Raw genomic sequence first — 18029 nt, 5'->3', positions numbered from 1 at the left:
GTTCAATCATGACAGAACTATCTCGCCGTGGATTTATGAAAGGAGTAGGTGCAACTGCTGGTGCCGTTGCTATTACCTCTATCGTTCCAATGACTGCATCTGCACAAACTCGCACAGGCTCAGCAGTATTAACTGCGGGTCGTTGGGGGCCAATGCTTGTTGAAACTAAAGATGGTAAAATCATCTCTTCAACTAACGCATTAGCACAAAGTGTACCGAACAGCCTGCAAACAACGGCACCTGATCAGGTACACACTAAAGCACGTATCAAATACCCAATGGTACGTAAAGGCTTCTTAGATAACCCAGGTAAGCCAGATGGCAAGCGTGGTAAAGATGAGTTCGTTCGCGTATCTTGGGATGAAGCTTATAAGCTGATCCATGAACAACATATGCGTATTCGTCAAGAGAGCGGTGCAGAATCGGTATTCGCAGGCTCTTACGGTTGGCGTTCAAGTGGTATTTTACATAAAGCTCAAACACTGCTGCAACGTTACATGAGCATGGCTGGCGGTTACTCTGGTCACCTAGGTGATTACTCTACCGGTGCAGCTCAGGTTATCATGCCGCATGTTATGGGCTCGATTGAAGTTTATGAACAGCAAACAACGTACCCTGTTATTTTAGAAAACAGTGATGTTGTGGTTCTTTGGGGCATGAACCCAATGAATACCTTAAAAATCGCATGGTCAAGTACGGACTGCCAAGGTATTGAGTTCTTCAACCAGCTTAAGCAGACTAAAAAAACAATTATTGCTATCGATCCAATTCGCTCTGAAACTATCGATTTCTTCGGTGATAAAGCAGAATGGATTGCACCGAACGCTGGGACAGATGTCGCATTAATGCTGGGTGTTGCTCACTCTTTAGTGAGTAAAGGTAAACACGATAAAGCATTCCTAGATAAGTACACAACAGGCTACGACAAGTTTGAAGCTTACCTACTAGGTAAAACAGATAAAACACCTAAGACACCTGAGTGGGCATCTGACATTACCGGTGTTCCAGCGAAACAAATTGAAGTGCTAGCGGACATCTTTAGCCAAAACCGAACCATGCTTATGGCGGGTTGGGGTATGCAGCGTCAACAATACGGCGAACAAAAACATTGGATGATCGCGACATTAGCTTCTATGCTAGGTCAAATTGGTCTACCAGGTGGTGGTTTCGGTCTATCTTACCACTACTCTAACGGTGGTAACCCAACTCGCGATGCGGGTGTATTACCGGCAATTTCTGCGTCAATCGGTGGTGGTTCTTCTGCTGGTAATGATTGGGCTGTTTCTGGCGCAGTTAATGCTTTCCCAGTGGCTCGTATTACTGATGCGCTTGAAAACCCAGGTAAGAAATACCAACACAATGGTAAAGAGTTAACTTACCCAGAAATTAAGATGATCTGGTGGGCAGGCGGTGGTAACTTTACTCATCACCAAGATACTAACCGTTTAGCGAAAGCATGGCAGAAGCCAGAGATGACTATTATCTCTGAACCTTACTGGACAGCAGCAGCAAAACATGCCGATATCGTTCTACCTATCACGACCTCTTTTGAGCGTAATGATATGACAATGACCGGTGACTACAGTAATCAGCATCTTGTACCAATGAAGCAAGTGGTTGAGCCTCAGTTCGAATCTCGTAACGATTTCGATGTATTTGCAGATATGTCTGAACTACTAAAACCAGGCCAAGGTCGTGATGTCTTTACTGAAGGCAAAACTGAAATGGATTGGTTAGTGGGTTTCTATGAGACTGCTCAAAAAGGTGCGCGTAAACAACGTATCCGTATGCCTAACTTTGGTCAGTTCTGGAAGAAAAATGAACTGATTGAAATGAAGATCAACAAGAAAAACCAACAATTTGTTCGTCATGCAGAGTTCCGTCAAGACCCTATCGTGAATGCGCTGGGTACGCCAAGTGGTAAAATTGAACTTTACTCTAAGACGATCGAAGGCTTTGGTTACGAAGATTGTCCTCCACACGCATCATGGATTGCACCTACAGAGTGGGTTGGTTCTGCGAAAGAGGGTGAACTTCAGCTAATGACAGCCCATGCTGCTCACCGTCTACACAGCCAGCTAAACTACGCAAAACTTCGTGAGCTTTATGCCGTTGCAAACCGTGAACCTATTACTATTCACGTTGAAGATGCAAAAGCACGTGGCATTAAAGATGGCGATTTAGTTCGTGCATTTAATGGTCGTGGTCAAGTTCTTGTGGGTGCACATGTGACTGATGGAATCAAGCAAGGTACGGTATGTATCCATGAAGGTGCATGGCCTGACCAGAATGAGACTGATGGTCTTTGTAAGAATGGTGCGCCAAACGTACTAACTGATGCGATTCCTACGTCTCAGCTAGCGAACGGTTGTGTTGCTAACTCTTCTTTGGTTAAAATTGAGAAATTCACTGGAACTGCGCCAACACTAACGGCGTTCAATCCACCGAAAAATGCTTAATCTTTTCCATTAAGATAAATCAGCGTTTTAGCTGAAAATAAAAAGCCCACATACCCCTTACACTAATAATGAGTAAGGGATGTGGGCTTTTTTTATTGGTTTTTTACAAGATTTATTTACGATTAACAGTAAAGTGTACTTTATGGAAGCGTAAATGTTCTTCTATAAAGCTAGCAATAAAGTAATAAGAGTGATCATATCCAGCTTGCATCCTTAGTTGCAATGGATAGCTCACGTCATCTGCCACCGCTTGTAAATTCTCAGGCTTTAACTGTTCAACTAAGAAGTTATCTGCGTCACCCTGATCCACCAGCATAGGAACTGTCTCTTTTGCTGACTTCATCAATTCACAACTATCATATTGCGCCCATAATTGCGGGTCATCACCTAAATAGTTGCTAAAGGCTTTAATACCCCAAGGTACAACCATTGGATTAACAATCGGACTAAATGCCGTCGCTGAGCAATACTTTTCAGGATTTTTTAGCGCAATGGATAGTGCACCGTGTCCACCCATTGAGTGTCCACTAATCGACCGTTGCTGACTAACTGGGAAGTTCGCTTCAACGACACTGACCAATTCATCAACCACATAATCATACATCTGATAATGTTGATCCCATGGTGCTTGCGTTGCATTTAGATAAAATCCCGCCCCTAAACCAAAATCATAACTTGAATCTGGATCATCAGGCACACCTTCACCACGAGGACTGGTATCAGGCGCAACAATCGCAATCCCTAATTCAGCAGCAACACGCAATGCCCCTGCCTTTTGCATAAAATTCTCATCAGTACAGGTTAACCCTGAGAGCCAGTAGACAACCGGAACTTCACTTCCCTTCTCTGCTTCTGGTGGTAAATAGATAGCAAAGCGCATTCCACACTTCAAGACTGTCGATTGATGAGAATATTGTTTTTGCCAACCGCCAAAAGCACGGTTTTCACTCACAAGTTCAATAGTCATCGAATATCTAATCCTTGTTATAATGGATAACAGAACGGATACTCTTCCCTTCATGCATCAGATCAAACGCTTCATTAATCGCTTCTAAGCCCATAGTATGAGTAATAAAATCATCAAGCTTGAACTTACCCTGCATATACTCTTCAACAAGACCTGGAAGCTCTGAACGACCTTTAACACCACCAAATGCAGAGCCACGCCATACACGTCCCGTCACTAATTGGAATGGACGCGTTGAGATCTCTTGACCTGCACCTGCCACACCAATAATCACCGACTCGCCCCACCCTTTATGACAACACTCTAACGCTGAACGCATCACATTGACATTACCAATACATTCAAATGAGAAATCTACGCCGCCATCGGTCATCTCAACAATCACATCTTGGATTGGCTTATCGTAATCATTAGGATTAATGCAATCTGTCGCCCCTAATTTCTTCGCCAGTTGGTATTTACTTTCATTGATATCAACACCAATAATACGGCTTGCTCCCGCCATTGTTGCACCAATAATAGCAGATAGCCCGATTCCACCTAAACCAAAGATAGCAACAGTATCACCCTTTTGAACTTTTGCCGTTTTGAGTACTGCACCCATTCCCGTTGTTACACCACAACCCAGTAAACAAACTTCTTCTAACGGTGCATCTTTGTTAACTTTTGCTAATGAAATTTCAGGAAGAACCGTATATTCAGAGAAGGTTGAACAACCCATGTAATGATAAATTGGCTCACCATCTTTATAGAAACGAGTTGTTCCATCAGGCATTAAACCTTTACCTTGAGTTTCACGCACTGCGCTACAAAGGTTCGTTTTGCCTGAAGTACAGAACTTACATTTACCACACTCAGCGGTATAAAGCGGAATGACGTGATCACCCACGCTAACACTGGTAACGCCTTCGCCGATTTGCTCAACAATACCGCCACCTTCATGACCTAAAACAGCAGGAAAAATACCTTCAGGATCTTCACCAGAGAGAGTAAATGCATCGGTATGACAAACTCCTGTTGCCACGATTCTGACTAAAACTTCACCTGCTTTTGGTAGCATTACATCAATTTCTTCAACAGATAAAGGTTGGTTTGGTCCCCACGCAATTGCTGCTTTAGATTTAATAAATTGATCACTCATGGCATCTCTCCTGAAAATATAAAATAGGTACTTATACCCGTCTGACTTTGGGTACTTAAATAAATTGTTATCCGCACCGTTTAAAAATAGTCGTTATTTTAAATAAGTCTAATCAATTCATAGACTATTCACTTTATCCACTATTATATTTATTTCTCATTTAATGATAATAGTGCTATTTTACAATTCACTTTTACTGAGTAGTAATAATAAAAATCATTTTTTGTTGATAGGTATCTGTATGTATTTATGGGAAGGCATGACTGAGTTTGTCTACGTAGCTGAAAGAGACAGCTTTACCGAAGCGGCAAGGGCATTATCGATATCAACAGCACAAGTAAGTCGACAAATTTCGGCATTAGAAAAGCGACTCAATATAAAACTTTTTTATCGTACAACAAGAAAAGTCTCTTTAACTGAAGAAGGACAAATCTATTATCAACATGCACGAGAGTTATTAGATGGATTAGAAAGTGCTGAAATGGCGATGACCAATTTGCAACAAAGCCCACAAGGAAAAATTAAGCTGACTGTACCTGTCTCTTACGGTGAGCGCTATATTCTCCCCTTGATTAATAATTTTATGCGGCTTTATCCTGATATTGAGATTATGGTTCAATTAACCAATAAAAAAGTCGATCTTCATGAAAATAATTTAGATCTCGCGATTCGATTAGGTCACTTAGAAAGCTCAAGCATGATGGCAAAACAGATAGGCAAACGGACACTTTCTATCTGTGCATCACCGCAATATTTAGATAAATATGATGAGCCTACTCATCCATCTCAACTAAAGGATCATCAATGTCTATTAGGAACTTACCCTTTTTGGCGTTGCAGAATAGCAAAAAAAGAACAAAAGCTAAAAGTATCAGGGCGTCTTTCTTGTAGCAGTGGTATCGCTTTATTAGATGCGGCAAAAAAAGGATTAGGCATTGTACAATTACCTAATTACTATCTTGAACAAGCCGTCTTAGATGGAGAACTGAAAAGAATCTTACAAGATTTCAAATCACAAGATGAAGGGATTTGGGCGCTCTACCCACAAAACCGTCACCTCTCTTTTAAGGTCAAATTATTGATGGATTACTTATCTGATCATTTATCCCATCATTAAAGATTATCCTCAAAATAATGTGAGTTATTCGTCGGCGAAAAGTGAATAATATTAACTAAAAAAGCCGACTCATACCCTGCTTCAAACAGAATATTAATCGGCTTTTATATCTAAAGTAACTAAAGTTGCTAGTCGACAGTAAGTGACTGAGGCCTTAGATCAACTCAGAATAAAGTAAGAATCCACCAAAGGCTAATGTCACGACGAGTGCGACCACTCCACCCGCAGCTTGATAATTTCTTGTCATGTTTGAATCAGGAAGCGATAAATTACCCGAACGTAATCTAACAATCATCGCCACCGGAATAAATACCGCTAAGAACACCAAGATAATACCGGCATAGCCTAAGATAGCTAAGAATTCATTTGCCGCTAATACTGCGCCAATTAATGGCAGAATAAATGTAATAATAAAACCAACAAAACGATTACAGCCTAATACATCAATATTCTGATGATATAACGCCAATGCCACACCAAGGAAAGAGGTTAATAGCGCTAATCCTGTAAATAGTGATAACAAACCATTTAACCATGGATAATTAGCTGAAAGCGCATTAATTAATTCCGAAACGTTAGCAAAATGAACCAGTTGATCAATCGATAAATTACCAATTGCCGCTGCTAACCAAAGGAAATAACAAACCAATGGAATCGTTGAGCCAACAATGATCATTTTCTGTAACTGCTTATTCGTTGCTTCACTGTTGTAAGAGACCAATGAAGGGATCACCACCATAAAACCAAAGCTGGTAAATAGAACTGAACTATTTTTAATTAACTCCGTATGATTGGTCACACTAACCGCAAATAAGTGCTCACTATTAATCCCTGGGACCAGAGCGAATAATGTCACCACTAATGATGCTACCATGGCAAAGAAAAGGAAACGATTTAGTTTATCAACAACGCTAGTACCTGAAGAGACAATAACACCTGCAACAAGAGTGAAGATAATCTGGCTCTCAGTTGCAGATAAGCTCACACCATTATCAGAAAGTAGTGAAATTGAACCCAATAACTTATTAAGCAAATCGCCCGCACCTAAGATATAAGCCATCAATAAACAGACAAGTAACGCATAAAGTAAACCATTGGTAATAACTTGTCCGCCTTTACCTAAAGTGTACTTTGCAATCGCATTCATACTCACACTACCGCCAACTTTACAACTGGCTTCAAGAAGAAGGAGTGCAGCATAAGTTGTGCCAACATAAATAAATAACATTAATAAAGAGCCAGCGATTAAACCAAATTGCGCTAACACCATAGGAATCGCTAACATCCCAGCACCAAGGGCGGTACCAGCCACAATTAATGTACTACCTAATAATTTAGAATTCACAACAAAACCTTAACAATAATATCACTCAAAATCACACTTTGTTAGATATATATTTCACCCTAACAAAAATAAACCAGATTATATTCTTTAATATGCATCCATACTAAAACAGTATTTTTTATATGGGAATAGACAGCTGTAAAACAAACAAACCACACTGTAAATAATTATTTACGAAAAGTGTTCTTTATCAATTGTTCATCATAATTAAGAATATTCAGATTAATAAGACATTTAAAATCAATAAACTAAATAAATATGGTGATTCTCATAAAAGATATTTTTGCCTCAACCTTTGTGAACAAGTAGAATAGTGCTCCCTTTTGGAGGAGTGACGATGTCAGAGAACAATAAACGCAAAGCATTAAAGAAGATCGCTAAGTGCTTAGAGCTAGGAAACTCAGCGAATATCAATGAAGCTGCACAAGCAATTAAGATGGCTCACCGTCTGATGCTAAAATATGGCTTAGAACCTGATGATATTGAATTTATCAAGATGGGGAAAACTATCTCTGAAACCTTATTACCAACCTCTATCTCCAGTAGTATTTTACGAATTATTCGTGGTATCAATACTCGCTTTGCTGTTGAGTGTGTTCTCACCAATTATAAAGGTCTGAAAAAAGCTGAATTTATTGGTAATGCGGACCGTGCTATTTTTGCCGCTTTTGCCTTTGATATCGTCTATCGAGAGATGAACCAACACGTTGCCCAATTTAAAAACAGTTTTGCGGGTAGTGGTACCAGTACCACTCAAGTCACTAAACGTGTTAGCTCATTTTCTGCAGGTTGGATTGAAGGTGCGTTAGATAAGTTGCCTATTCTCACACCAGATGATGAGAGCCAAAATAAAATCAATGATTATATCGATAAAGAATTTCAGTCGATCGATCGCGAAGCATTTAAGAAGCAAATGCAAGAAGCCATTGCCAATATGACCCAAGATTATGAGAAAGGAATGAAAAAAGGCCGTCAAGTATCGGTCAATCGACCGGTGGGCGGAACACAAAAAGCAAAGCAATTAGATCACAAATAGTTATTTATCTACACTTCAACTTAAAAAAACTAACAATTTTGACCTTGGTCACTTGTTTCTGTAATTAAATGCAACAAATTAAATATAGTTATTCACATTAATCGATTAATTATGTAATATCTTGGTTAGATTATTATTTAACAAAAAGAGAGCGCTATGGATAGCCCAGATATTACCTCGTTGATCCCTATTATTATTACCCTTGCTATTTCCCTATACACTAAGAATGTCGTTCTTGGCCTATTTTTAGGGGTGTTTAGTGGGGTATTTATGCTAAACAACTTCCAACCTATTGATACATTTACTTCTTTAATGAAGGGACACCTTGTACCTCAACTAACAGATAGCTACAACGCTGGCGTATTAGTATTACTTATCTTCATTGGTGGTTTTGTTGCCTTAATGGAGAAATCCGGTGGAGCAAGTGCTTTTGCTAATAAGATCACCAACTGGATCAGTAACCGTTACCGAGCTCAAGTTTCTGGTTGGTTGGGTGGCATTATGGTCTTTTTCTCTGACCTCGGTACCCCATTAATTATTGGCCCTGTTTTCAGACCCTTATTTGATAAATTAAAAGTCTCTCGTGAGAAATTGGCCTTTGTTATTGATTCAACCTCCTCTCCAGTGGCGATCCTAATTCCATTCATTGGTTGGGGTGTCTACATTATGAGTTTGATTCAAAAAGAGTTTACTGCTCTTAATGTGGCGGAATCAGATTGGTCTGCATTTATCTCAGCTATCCCTTATCAGTTCTATGCTTTCCTTGCGATTGCTATCGTTCCTCTACTTGCATTCAGTAAGCTAGATTTTGGTCCAATGGCAGATGCAGAGACACGTGCAAAACAAGGGTTAAAGCCAATTCCTCCTGTTGGAGTAAGTGCTGATACACCTACCCTATTTACTCATAAAAATGCAACACCTGCATTAGTTTGGTTACCATTACTGGTCATGGCTACGGTACTATTTGGTATGTTAGGTCCACTGGGCTTTCCATTTCAAAAGGTCGCTGGTTCAACGTTTAGGGCTGCACTGTCTACCGCTTACCTACTCGCTGCAACAACATTAATTGGCTTAATGGCTTATCAAAAAGTTCGTTCTCTTGCGGATAGCTTCCAGATTTACTTGCAAGGTATGGGCGGTATGATGCAAGTGGCAATAATCCTAATTTTAGCTTGGACATTAAGTGGTGTAGGTAAAGAACTTGGTACCTCGCAGTATATTGCAGAGTTAGCACAAAATGGTTTCCCTGTTTGGTTAATCCCAGCAATGGCCTTTTTACTTTCAGCGATTATCTCTTTTGCTACAGGTTCATCTTGGGGAACATTTGCCATCATGATGCCATTGGTTATTCCAACTGCTATTTTAGTTGATGCACCACTTTATGCTTGTATCGGGGCGGTATTATCAGGTGGCCTATTTGGTGACCACAGTTCACCAATTTCTGAAACAACAATTTTGTCATCAACCGGTGCGGGTTGTAATCAGTTTGAGCATTTTAGAACTCAGCTACCTTACGCCTTAATGAATGGTTCGGTTGCCTTTATCTGCTTTATTATTGCAGGTATTACCGCAAGCCCGATGACACTGTTTATTGCTTTTGCGCTACAAGTTGTCGTACTTTATGGTTGCTATCGTCACTTTAATCGCCAAAAGCAGTTACAACAAGCAACGCAATAAGTGCCATGAATCGAATGCTTAACAAAAAAAATATTCGTTAAATAATAGAGATATTACAGCCTAAGCCACTACTTAATCGACAATTTCTACCTTGTCGTTAGAGTAATGGCTTTTTTGTTGTCAGATAAAAGATAAATTTCCCAATGACTCTGATATAATGCCCGCCGATTTTGGTTTATCTTTTAACCATCCCCTTTCTGTAGGACAACTATTTTGACCCAAACTGCATTTTCAACGCTGAACCTAAAGCCTGAGCTATTATCAAACTTATCAACGCTTGATTATAAAGAGATGACTCCGATTCAAGCTCAGAGCTTACCAATTATCCTTCAACATAAAGATGTGATTGCTCAAGCAAAAACAGGCTCAGGGAAAACAGCCGCATTTGGGTTAGGGTTACTTCATAATCTTGATGTAAAACGCTTTCGTATCCAATCGTTAGTTCTTTGCCCAACGCGTGAATTAGCAGATCAAGTTGCTAAAGAGATCCGTAAACTGGCACGCTCTATCCACAATATTAAAGTATTAACCCTTTGCGGTGGCTTACCTTTTGGCCCACAAATTGGTTCATTAGAGCATGGGGCTCATATTGTTGTAGGTACCCCAGGTCGAATTCAAGATCACTTAATTAAAGGTCGTTTAGATCTTAGTAATCTCAATACGTTTGTTCTTGATGAAGCCGATCGTATGCTAGAAATGGGCTTCCAAGATGCTATTGATGACATCATTGAGCAGATGCCCACTGATCGTCAAACTCTTTTATTCAGTGCAACTTATCCACCACAGATTAAATCAATCGCTAACCGTATTATGCGTTCACCTGAGACGGTAAAAGCAGAATCTCAACACAGTGAAAGTACCATCAAACAACACTTCTACCGTATTAGTAACGATGAGCAACGACTGACTGCCGTTCGTCAACTTCTGATGCAGCATCAACCTGAGTCTTGTGTGATCTTTGCTAATACCAAAAGAGAAACCCAACAGATTGCTGACGATTTAGCGGATTATGGTTTTAGTGCGATTGGTCTGCATGGCGATTTAGAGCAACGTGATCGTGACCAAACTTTAGTTCGATTCGCAAACAAAAGTACTTCTGTGTTAGTGGCTACCGATGTTGCCGCTCGCGGTTTAGACATTGATGCGTTAGATTTAGTAATTAACTACCACCTCTCTTTTGATCCTGAAGTTCACGTTCACCGTATTGGTCGTACTGGCCGTGCAGGAAGTGAAGGCGTCGCTTGTAGTCTATTTAGTGATAAAGATGTGACTAAAATCATTGCACTAGAAGATTACTTAGGTCAATCTATTCAAGATGAATCTTTGCCACCAATGTCAGTATTAGATCAACCGATCTACAGCCCGAAAATGGCAACATTGCGTATTGATGGCGGTAAAAAGCAAAAAGTTCGTCCTGGTGATATCTTAGGTGCACTGACTGGTGATAAAACGATCGCTGGTAGTAGCATTGGTAAAATTCACCGCTTTGATTTCTGCTCTTACGTTGCAGTTTCAAAAGAGATGGCGAACCAAGCATTGAAGAAACTAGAGAATGGCAAAATCAAAGGCCGTCAGTTCCGCGTGTGGCGAGTACGTTAATCACTCTTCTTATTTGAAGTTGCTAGGGGATGACTACCTTTATCGTTCATCACTAGCAACATCAATAACTTAGTGTATCGTACTCAGTGACAGAGTTTATTAAGGATAATAGTTTGAAGAAAATCGCGATCTTTGTTGATATACAAAATATCTATTACACCACGCGCCAAGCCTATCGACGTCAATTTAATTATCGACGTTTCTGGCAACATATTGAGCACGAAGGTGAAATTGTCATGGCGACAGCCTATGGTATTGCTCGCGATGACGACAAACAGCACAAGTTTCAAAGCGCGCTGCGCCATATCGGTTTTGATGTGAAGCTAAAACCTTTTATTCAACGTGAAGATGGCACTGCAAAAGGGGATTGGGATGTTGGTATTACGATCGATATTCTAGAATCTGCGCCCGAAGTGGATGCAATTATTCTGCTTTCTGGCGATGGTGACTTTAACCTTTTGCTCAATAAAGTGAGTGAAAAGTACCAGACAGAAACACAAGTCTATGGTGTACCTACCTTGACGGCGTATTCATTAATTAATGCCAGCGACCATTTTCACCCTATTGACGAAGCACTGCTGTTGTAGCTATATTTAAGCTCGATATACTTTTCATAATTGAGCATGTATCTTTAATAAAACAGTCATTAAAAAGCCATAATATGCAGAACTTTTACTCTGTTATTATGGCTTTTTCTTTTAAGGCACCCTAACAACTTCAATTATGAAAGGGATACTAGCCTCATTTACATTGTCTTATTTATGCACTTTACCTACCCTACTCCCTTTCATAGACTTTACTTTATTATCATCTACGTCATACAATGTAATACATCACTTATCTTTTTTAGGTATGCCAATGAAAGTTCAAATTAAAAAAATTGGTAATTCAGCAGCTTTGCATCTTCCTTCAAACATACTAAAACAACTACATCTATCTATCGGTGAAGAGCTATCAATTTCTATGACTGACAATGGCATGTTATTTGAAAAAGTCGCTAAACCACGAGAAGGCTGGTTTAACGGTATTAACCAAGCTTCAGCGAAAAGTGATGCAAAAAAATGGAAGATGACTTCAGTAATACTCAGGAAAAAACCTTAGATGATTGGGAATTTGGTGAAGAATGGTAAAAAGATATGATGTTGTTTTAATTAATTTAGATCCAACTATAGGTACTGAATGTAAAAAAAACACGACCTTGTGTCATTATCTCTCCCAATGATATGAATCAAGCATTGCAGACCATTTTAATTGCACCGATGACGTCAACTCATCGAGGCTGGAAATTTAGGCCCTTAATTACAGGACCTAAACATCAAAGTGAACTCGCTCTTGATCAACTTAGGGCGATAGATAAAAAACGAGTAATAAAACAGCTAGGGCATTTATCTACAGGTGATCAAAAAAGGTATATCACATCCTTAAAGAGTTATTAATTTAGTTATTGCATTCATTATTAACTTAACTATTTATCTTATATTTCGAAGGATATAAGTGTCCAACATCAGTACAGACACCCTCTACCCCCCAATTGAATAACTCATTCGCTCTAGCAAGATTATTAACTGTCCATACATTGACGCGGTAGCCTGCTTCAATAAATTGTTTAACCCGTTCTCGACTCAACCCCTTGTTTTCAGGATGAATATACTCCGCCTGACACCATTCAGCTAAGCTTTGCCAATCATCATGAATATTATGAGTTTCAAATAGACAAGCAACTGAGATATCTGGATTTAAACGTTTAAACTCAGCAAGCAGTAAAAAGTTAAAACTAGAGACAATTAACTCCCTCTCTGGATCTAACGCTTTTATCGCGATGGTTAAGTTTGCAATTAGCTGATGGGCAAGTTTAGCCCCACCAATACAAGACTTAATTTCAATGTTTAAATTAAGCTTTTTCTCATTGGCTAAAGTAATAAGTTGCTGAATAGTTGGGATACGCTCATTAAGATATTGGTCACTAAACCAGCTACCGGCATCGATGGTTGCTAACGCATTTTGGGTTGTATCACATAATCGTCCACTTGCATCGCTACAACGATCGAAGGTATCGTCATGACACACCACTAAAGTTCCATCTTTTAAAATATCGACATCACACTCAAACCATTGAACACCATGCTCTTTACAAAGCGAAAATGCAGACAGGGTATTCTCTGGCGCTAAAGCAGACATACCACGATGTGCGAATATTTTTTTTATCATTTGCGTAACCTTTTTCTGTTTTTATCTACCAAGTACAGATCTTATTCTACAGCACAACAAAGAAAATTTTGTGACTTCTCTCGACAATTAACTCACAACACCCTTACCGTCAGTGCATAATAATAAGTTGAATAGACAATAACTCCCTTTATTTAGGCTTTTAAAAGAATGATAATCAGACAAAAAAATGATTACACCCTAGCGCAATCGTTTGCTTTTCTGTTATGCTTTAACCCTACCCTGATTAAATTATGTTTGAATAGGATTTTCACCATGAGTTTAGCCAATCAAGTTCTTGCCGTTAATAATGACTTCCCAATTAAAACTGATCTGCCCATTCACAGCGGAAAGGTTCGTTCTGTTTACTGGTTAACGGATCAAGATAGCCGCCGATTAATTAAAGAGAATAACTACCCTGTAGCAAAAGATGCCCCTCTTGCTATTATGATTATTAGTGATCGTGTCTCTGCATTTGACTGTATCTGGCAAGGCGAAGAAGGGCTAAATGGTGTGCCAGGGAAAGGGGTCGCGCTCAATTCAATTTCTAACCACTGGTTCTCGCTGTTTAAAGAGCAAGGATTAGCCGATAGCCATATTTTAGATATCCCCCACCCTTATGTCTGGATTGTTCAGAAAGCGCGTCCCGTTATGATTGAAGCGATCTGTCGCCAATATATTACAGGCTCAATGTGGCGTTCATACAAACAAGGTGAGCGAGACTTTTGTGGCATTCAGATCCCTGAAGGTTTAACTCAAGACCAAAAATTACCCGAGTTACTGCTAACCCCTTCAACCAAAGGTATTTTAACCAATATTGAAGGTGTACCGGCTGTCGATGATGTCAATATAACTCGAAATGATATTGAGCGAAATTATGATGCTTTTGGCTTTAACTCTTTAGGCGATATCAATCAATATGAAAAGCTACTGACAGAAGGTTTTGATCTCATCAGTCAATCTTTAGATAAGATAGATCAAGTCTTTGTTGATACCAAGTTTGAGTTTGGCTATGTACACGATGCTGATGGAAATGAAAAATTAATCTATATGGATGAAGTCGGCACGCCTGATTCATCTCGTATTTGGGACAAAGAGCAATACTCAGCCGGTAATATTGTTGAAAATTCTAAAGAAGGTTTCCGTCAGTTCTTACTTAATCACTTCCCTGAACCTGATATTTTATTAAACAAAGCGAGAATGGAAGAACGTTTAGCATTAGCAGAAAATAACCCGCTACCTAAAGAGGCGATTTTTGAAATATCAAATACTTATATCAATATTGCAGAGAAAATTATTGGTGAAAAAATAACGATTCCCGAAAATCCAAGAGCTGAGATCATCTCAGTCTTAAAAGAGAAGTATCATTTAATTAATTAAATTTACTTTACTCATTTAAAGTTATACTCACCCTTAAATAATCAATCGGTTATTAAGGGTGATTCATCATTGAAAACAAATAAATAAATTATGCTTTTTCTAATTGCTTCTGAGATTCTAACTCTTCTGCCGCCACGGGCTTATTAATTAACTCAATAGTTTCATCTTGTAATGGGAATGATTCGCCATTAAAACGACCACCACGATCAATGCTCAAATCATTGCAATAGATAGTGCCTGATACATGTCCATTGTTCATAACTTCAATTGTATTCGCATAACAACTGCCTTCGATCTTGCCATTAACAACCATTTTATTGGCATAGATTTCACCTTTCATGCGCCCAGTATTGCTCACAATCAACGTTTGATCCGTGGTGATTTTACCTTCGACATAACCATCAACTTGGATATCATTACTTAACTCTAATGTGCCTTTAATGCGAGTGCCTTCAGCAATAATGGTAGAGTTCATTGCTTTTGCTGCTTTATTGGTGCTTGTATTATTTTTATTATTATTAAATAGAGCCATGTTCTATTTCCTTTCTATAACAGGTACTTATTCAGTGTATATAAATTTATATTAATTCTAGTAATTATACCTATTCATGGATTTAACTCATAGGTAGAATTTTGATTATGAGCTAATTCTGACAGAGATTTGACGCAGAGTTGTTGATTTAAATTATATTTAGAAAATTAAAGTACCATTAAAACAAAAAAGCCATTAAAGAACAGGTCTCTAATGGCTAAAGTTTTACTTATTTTAGTTTTAACTCTAATTTAAGACAGAGTAAGCGTTTGGATTATTCCCAATCTAAAATAACTTTACCTGATTGACCTGAACGCATGGTATCAAAGCCTTTTTGGAAGTCATCAACTTTATAGTTGTGAGTAATGATTGGGGTTAAATCTAGACCAGATTGAATCAAACTTGCCATCTTGTACCAAGTTTCAAACATTTCACGACCATAGATGCCTTTAATCACTAAGCCTTTGAAGATCACTTTATTCCAATCAACCGTCATATCTGATGGTGGAATACCTAGCAACGCAACGCGACCACCGTGGTTCATGGTTTCTAGCATTGAATTAAATGCCGATGGTACGCCTGACATCTCTAGACCAACATCAAAGCCTTCCGTCATATTCAACTCGGCCATCACATCTTCAAGTTTTTGCTCAGCTACGTTAACAGCACGAGTTACCCCCATCTGACGAGCAAGGTCTAAACGGTACTCATTGACATCGGTAATCACAACGTGACGAGCACCAACATGTTTAGCAACAGCCGCTGCCATAATTCCGATTGGGCCAGCACCTGTGATCAGAACGTCTTCACCGACAAGATCAAAAGATAAAGCAGTATGAACAGCATTACCGAATGGGTCAAAAATCGCAGCAAGATCATCTGAAATCTCATCAGGGATCTTAAATGCATTGAAAGCAGGGATCACTAAGAACTCAGCAAATGCACCTTCACGGTTAACGCCTACACCCACAGTGTTGCGACAAAGATGCGTACGTCCACCACGACAGTTACGGCAATAGCCACAAGTAATGTGTCCTTCACCTGATACACGATCACCAATTTCGTAGCCGCGAACTTCTTGCCCCATCGCAACAACTTCACCCACATATTCATGACCAACAACCATAGGAACTGGAATCGTGTTCTGAGACCACTCATCCCAATTGTAGATATGAACGTCAGTACCACAAATTGCGGTTTTTTTGATGCGGATTAAAAGATCATTATGGCCAACTTCAGGTTTATCAACCTCAGTCATCCAGATACCTTCTTTTGGGTGTAGCTTAGATAGTGCTTTAATTTTCATTGTTCTTCTCAACTATTAGAATCGTAAACCAGATTAGATGATGCCCATCTCATTACCCACTTCAATAAAGACGTCAATCGCTTTATCAAGTTGAGCACGGCTATGACCAGCAGACATCTGAGTACGGATACGAGCTTGACCTTTTGGTACCACAGGGAAAGAGAAACCAACAACATAAACGCCTTTTACTAATGCACGTTCTGCAAATTCCGCCGCGACTTTTGCATCGCCTAACATAATCGGAATGATGGCGTGATCAGCACCCGCTAGGGTAAAGCCTGCTTCACTCATGCGTGTACGGAAGTGCGTAGAGTTATCCCAAAGTTGGGTACGTAAGTCACTGCTTTCTGCTAGTAGATCTAAAACACGGATAGACGCAGAAACAATGGCAGGTGCCACTGAGTTAGAGAAAAGATATGGACGTGAACGTTGACGTAACCAATCAATCACCTCTTTTTTACCTGAAGTGTAGCCGCCTGATGCGCCACCCATCGCTTTACCAAGAGTACCTGTAATGATATCAATACGATCCATGACATTATGATATTCGTGTGTACCACGTCCCTCTTCACCCATAAAGCCAACCGCATGTGATTCATCGATCATCACAAGTGCATTGTATTTATCAGCCAGATCACAAATGCCAGGTAAGTTTGCTACCACGCCATCCATAGAGAATACACCATCCGTCACAATTAACTTATGACGAACACCAGCTTCATCCGCAGCAATCAGTTGAGCTTCTAACTCTTCCATATTGTTGTTCGCATAACGGAAGCGTTTTGCCTTACAAAGACGAACACCATCAATGATTGAAGCATGGTTCAATGCATCAGAAATAATCGCATCTTCCGCACCTAAAATTGTTTCAAATAGACCTGCATTCGCATCGAAACATGAAGAATAAAGAATCGTATCTTCAGTACCTAAAAACTCTGAAAGCTTTTTCTCTAACACTTTATGTGAATCTTGAGTACCACAAATAAAGCGTACCGATGCCATACCAAAACCGTGCTCATCCATACCGGCTTTCGCTGCTTTGATAAGTTCTGGATGATTAGCTAAGCCTAAGTAGTTATTTGCACAGAAGTTTAATACTTCTTGATCAGAGTTTTCGATTGCAACAGAGGCTTTTTGTGCCGAAGTAATGATACGCTCTGATTTATATAGGCCTTCACTCTTTACATCTTCAATCTGTTGGGTCATCTGCTGATAAAACTTTGAAGTCATTTCGTCCTCTCAAGGATATATAAAGTTAATAGTTT

The 18029-nt window shown here is 39.4% G+C and carries 15 protein-coding genes and 1 pseudogene; 9 read left to right on the top strand and 7 right to left on the bottom strand.

From position 1 onward, the window contains the following. Positions 1–8: 8 nt before the first annotated feature. Positions 9–2459 (top strand): trimethylamine-N-oxide reductase 2, encoded by a 2451-nt coding sequence (locus tag L0B53_RS12095; protein ID WP_235059866.1) that lies wholly within the window; start codon positions 9–11, stop codon positions 2457–2459. Between the two features lie 112 nt (positions 2460–2571). Here the strand turns inward: L0B53_RS12095 and fghA are convergent, their stop codons facing one another. Beyond that, positions 2572–3426, bottom strand: coding sequence for an S-formylglutathione hydrolase (fghA, locus tag L0B53_RS12090; protein WP_311197296.1), 855 nt, complete (start codon positions 3424–3426; stop codon positions 2572–2574). A gap of 7 nt (positions 3427–3433) precedes the next feature. Further along, positions 3434–4567, bottom strand: coding sequence for an S-(hydroxymethyl)glutathione dehydrogenase/class III alcohol dehydrogenase (locus L0B53_RS12085; RefSeq protein WP_235059865.1), 1134 nt, complete (start codon positions 4565–4567; stop codon positions 3434–3436). A gap of 241 nt (positions 4568–4808) precedes the next feature. Between L0B53_RS12085 and L0B53_RS12080 the strand changes: the two genes are divergently transcribed. Beyond that, positions 4809–5684 (top strand): LysR substrate-binding domain-containing protein, encoded by an 876-nt coding sequence (locus L0B53_RS12080; RefSeq protein WP_235059864.1) that lies wholly within the window; start codon positions 4809–4811, stop codon positions 5682–5684. 154 nt (positions 5685–5838) lie between these two features. Here the strand turns inward: L0B53_RS12080 and L0B53_RS12075 are convergent, their stop codons facing one another. Next, a complete protein-coding gene (locus tag L0B53_RS12075; protein WP_235059863.1) occupies positions 5839–7029 on the bottom strand; it encodes an amino acid permease in 1191 nt (396 codons plus the stop codon). Between the two features lie 337 nt (positions 7030–7366). Here L0B53_RS12075 and L0B53_RS12070 point away from each other — a divergent pair, with 337 nt between their 5' ends. The 6 genes and pseudogenes from L0B53_RS12070 to L0B53_RS19590 all read left to right on the top strand — a co-directional run bounded on the left by L0B53_RS12070 (position 7367) and on the right by L0B53_RS19590 (position 12777). Beyond that, positions 7367–8065: a DUF2786 domain-containing protein gene (locus L0B53_RS12070; protein WP_235059862.1), complete on the top strand. Its 699-nt coding sequence runs from the start codon at positions 7367–7369 to the stop codon at positions 8063–8065. 156 nt (positions 8066–8221) lie between these two features. After that, positions 8222–9685, top strand: a pseudogene (locus L0B53_RS12065) (Na+/H+ antiporter NhaC family protein); the annotation flags it as partial. Positions 9686–9955: 270 nt separating this feature from the next. Then, positions 9956–11341, top strand: a complete 1386-nt coding sequence (dbpA, locus tag L0B53_RS12060; protein ID WP_235059860.1) for an ATP-dependent RNA helicase DbpA — start codon at positions 9956–9958, stop codon at positions 11339–11341. 113 nt (positions 11342–11454) lie between these two features. Continuing rightward, positions 11455–11928 (top strand): NYN domain-containing protein, encoded by a 474-nt coding sequence (locus L0B53_RS12055; protein WP_235059859.1) that lies wholly within the window; start codon positions 11455–11457, stop codon positions 11926–11928. Positions 11929–12199: 271 nt separating this feature from the next. Next, the gene (locus tag L0B53_RS12050; RefSeq protein ID WP_235059858.1) at positions 12200–12442 is read left to right on the top strand and encodes an AbrB/MazE/SpoVT family DNA-binding domain-containing protein; all 243 of its coding nucleotides are present in this window, start codon (positions 12200–12202) and stop codon (positions 12440–12442) included. 74 nt (positions 12443–12516) lie between these two features. Next, on the top strand, positions 12517–12777 hold the full coding sequence (locus L0B53_RS19590; RefSeq protein WP_409202838.1) for a type II toxin-antitoxin system PemK/MazF family toxin: 261 nt from the start codon (positions 12517–12519) through the stop codon (positions 12775–12777). Between the two features lie 25 nt (positions 12778–12802). Here the strand turns inward: L0B53_RS19590 and L0B53_RS12045 are convergent, their stop codons facing one another. Continuing rightward, positions 12803–13546, bottom strand: coding sequence for a glycerophosphoryl diester phosphodiesterase (locus tag L0B53_RS12045; protein WP_235062246.1), 744 nt, complete (start codon positions 13544–13546; stop codon positions 12803–12805). Positions 13547–13822: 276 nt separating this feature from the next. Between L0B53_RS12045 and L0B53_RS12040 the strand changes: the two genes are divergently transcribed. Then, positions 13823–14926, top strand: coding sequence for a phosphoribosylaminoimidazolesuccinocarboxamide synthase (locus L0B53_RS12040; RefSeq protein WP_235059856.1), 1104 nt, complete (start codon positions 13823–13825; stop codon positions 14924–14926). A gap of 88 nt (positions 14927–15014) precedes the next feature. On the opposite strand, the gene L0B53_RS12035 is transcribed toward L0B53_RS12040, so the two are convergent. The 3 genes from L0B53_RS12035 to L0B53_RS12025 all read right to left on the bottom strand — a co-directional run bounded on the left by L0B53_RS12035 (position 15015) and on the right by L0B53_RS12025 (position 17994). Then, positions 15015–15458 carry a polymer-forming cytoskeletal protein gene (locus L0B53_RS12035; protein ID WP_235059854.1) on the bottom strand — a complete coding sequence of 148 codons (444 nt, stop codon included), beginning with the start codon at positions 15456–15458 and terminating at the stop codon, positions 15015–15017. 274 nt (positions 15459–15732) lie between these two features. Continuing rightward, positions 15733–16764 carry an L-threonine 3-dehydrogenase gene (gene tdh / locus L0B53_RS12030; protein ID WP_235059853.1) on the bottom strand — a complete coding sequence of 344 codons (1032 nt, stop codon included), beginning with the start codon at positions 16762–16764 and terminating at the stop codon, positions 15733–15735. A gap of 33 nt (positions 16765–16797) precedes the next feature. Continuing rightward, on the bottom strand, positions 16798–17994 hold the full coding sequence (locus tag L0B53_RS12025; RefSeq protein ID WP_235059851.1) for a glycine C-acetyltransferase: 1197 nt from the start codon (positions 17992–17994) through the stop codon (positions 16798–16800). Positions 17995–18029: the final 35 nt, after the last annotated feature.

Source organism: Vibrio sp. SS-MA-C1-2 (assembly GCF_021513135.1).
In the GTDB taxonomy this organism is placed as follows: domain Bacteria; phylum Pseudomonadota; class Gammaproteobacteria; order Enterobacterales; family Vibrionaceae.
This window is presented reverse-complemented; position numbering and strand designations above follow the sequence as displayed.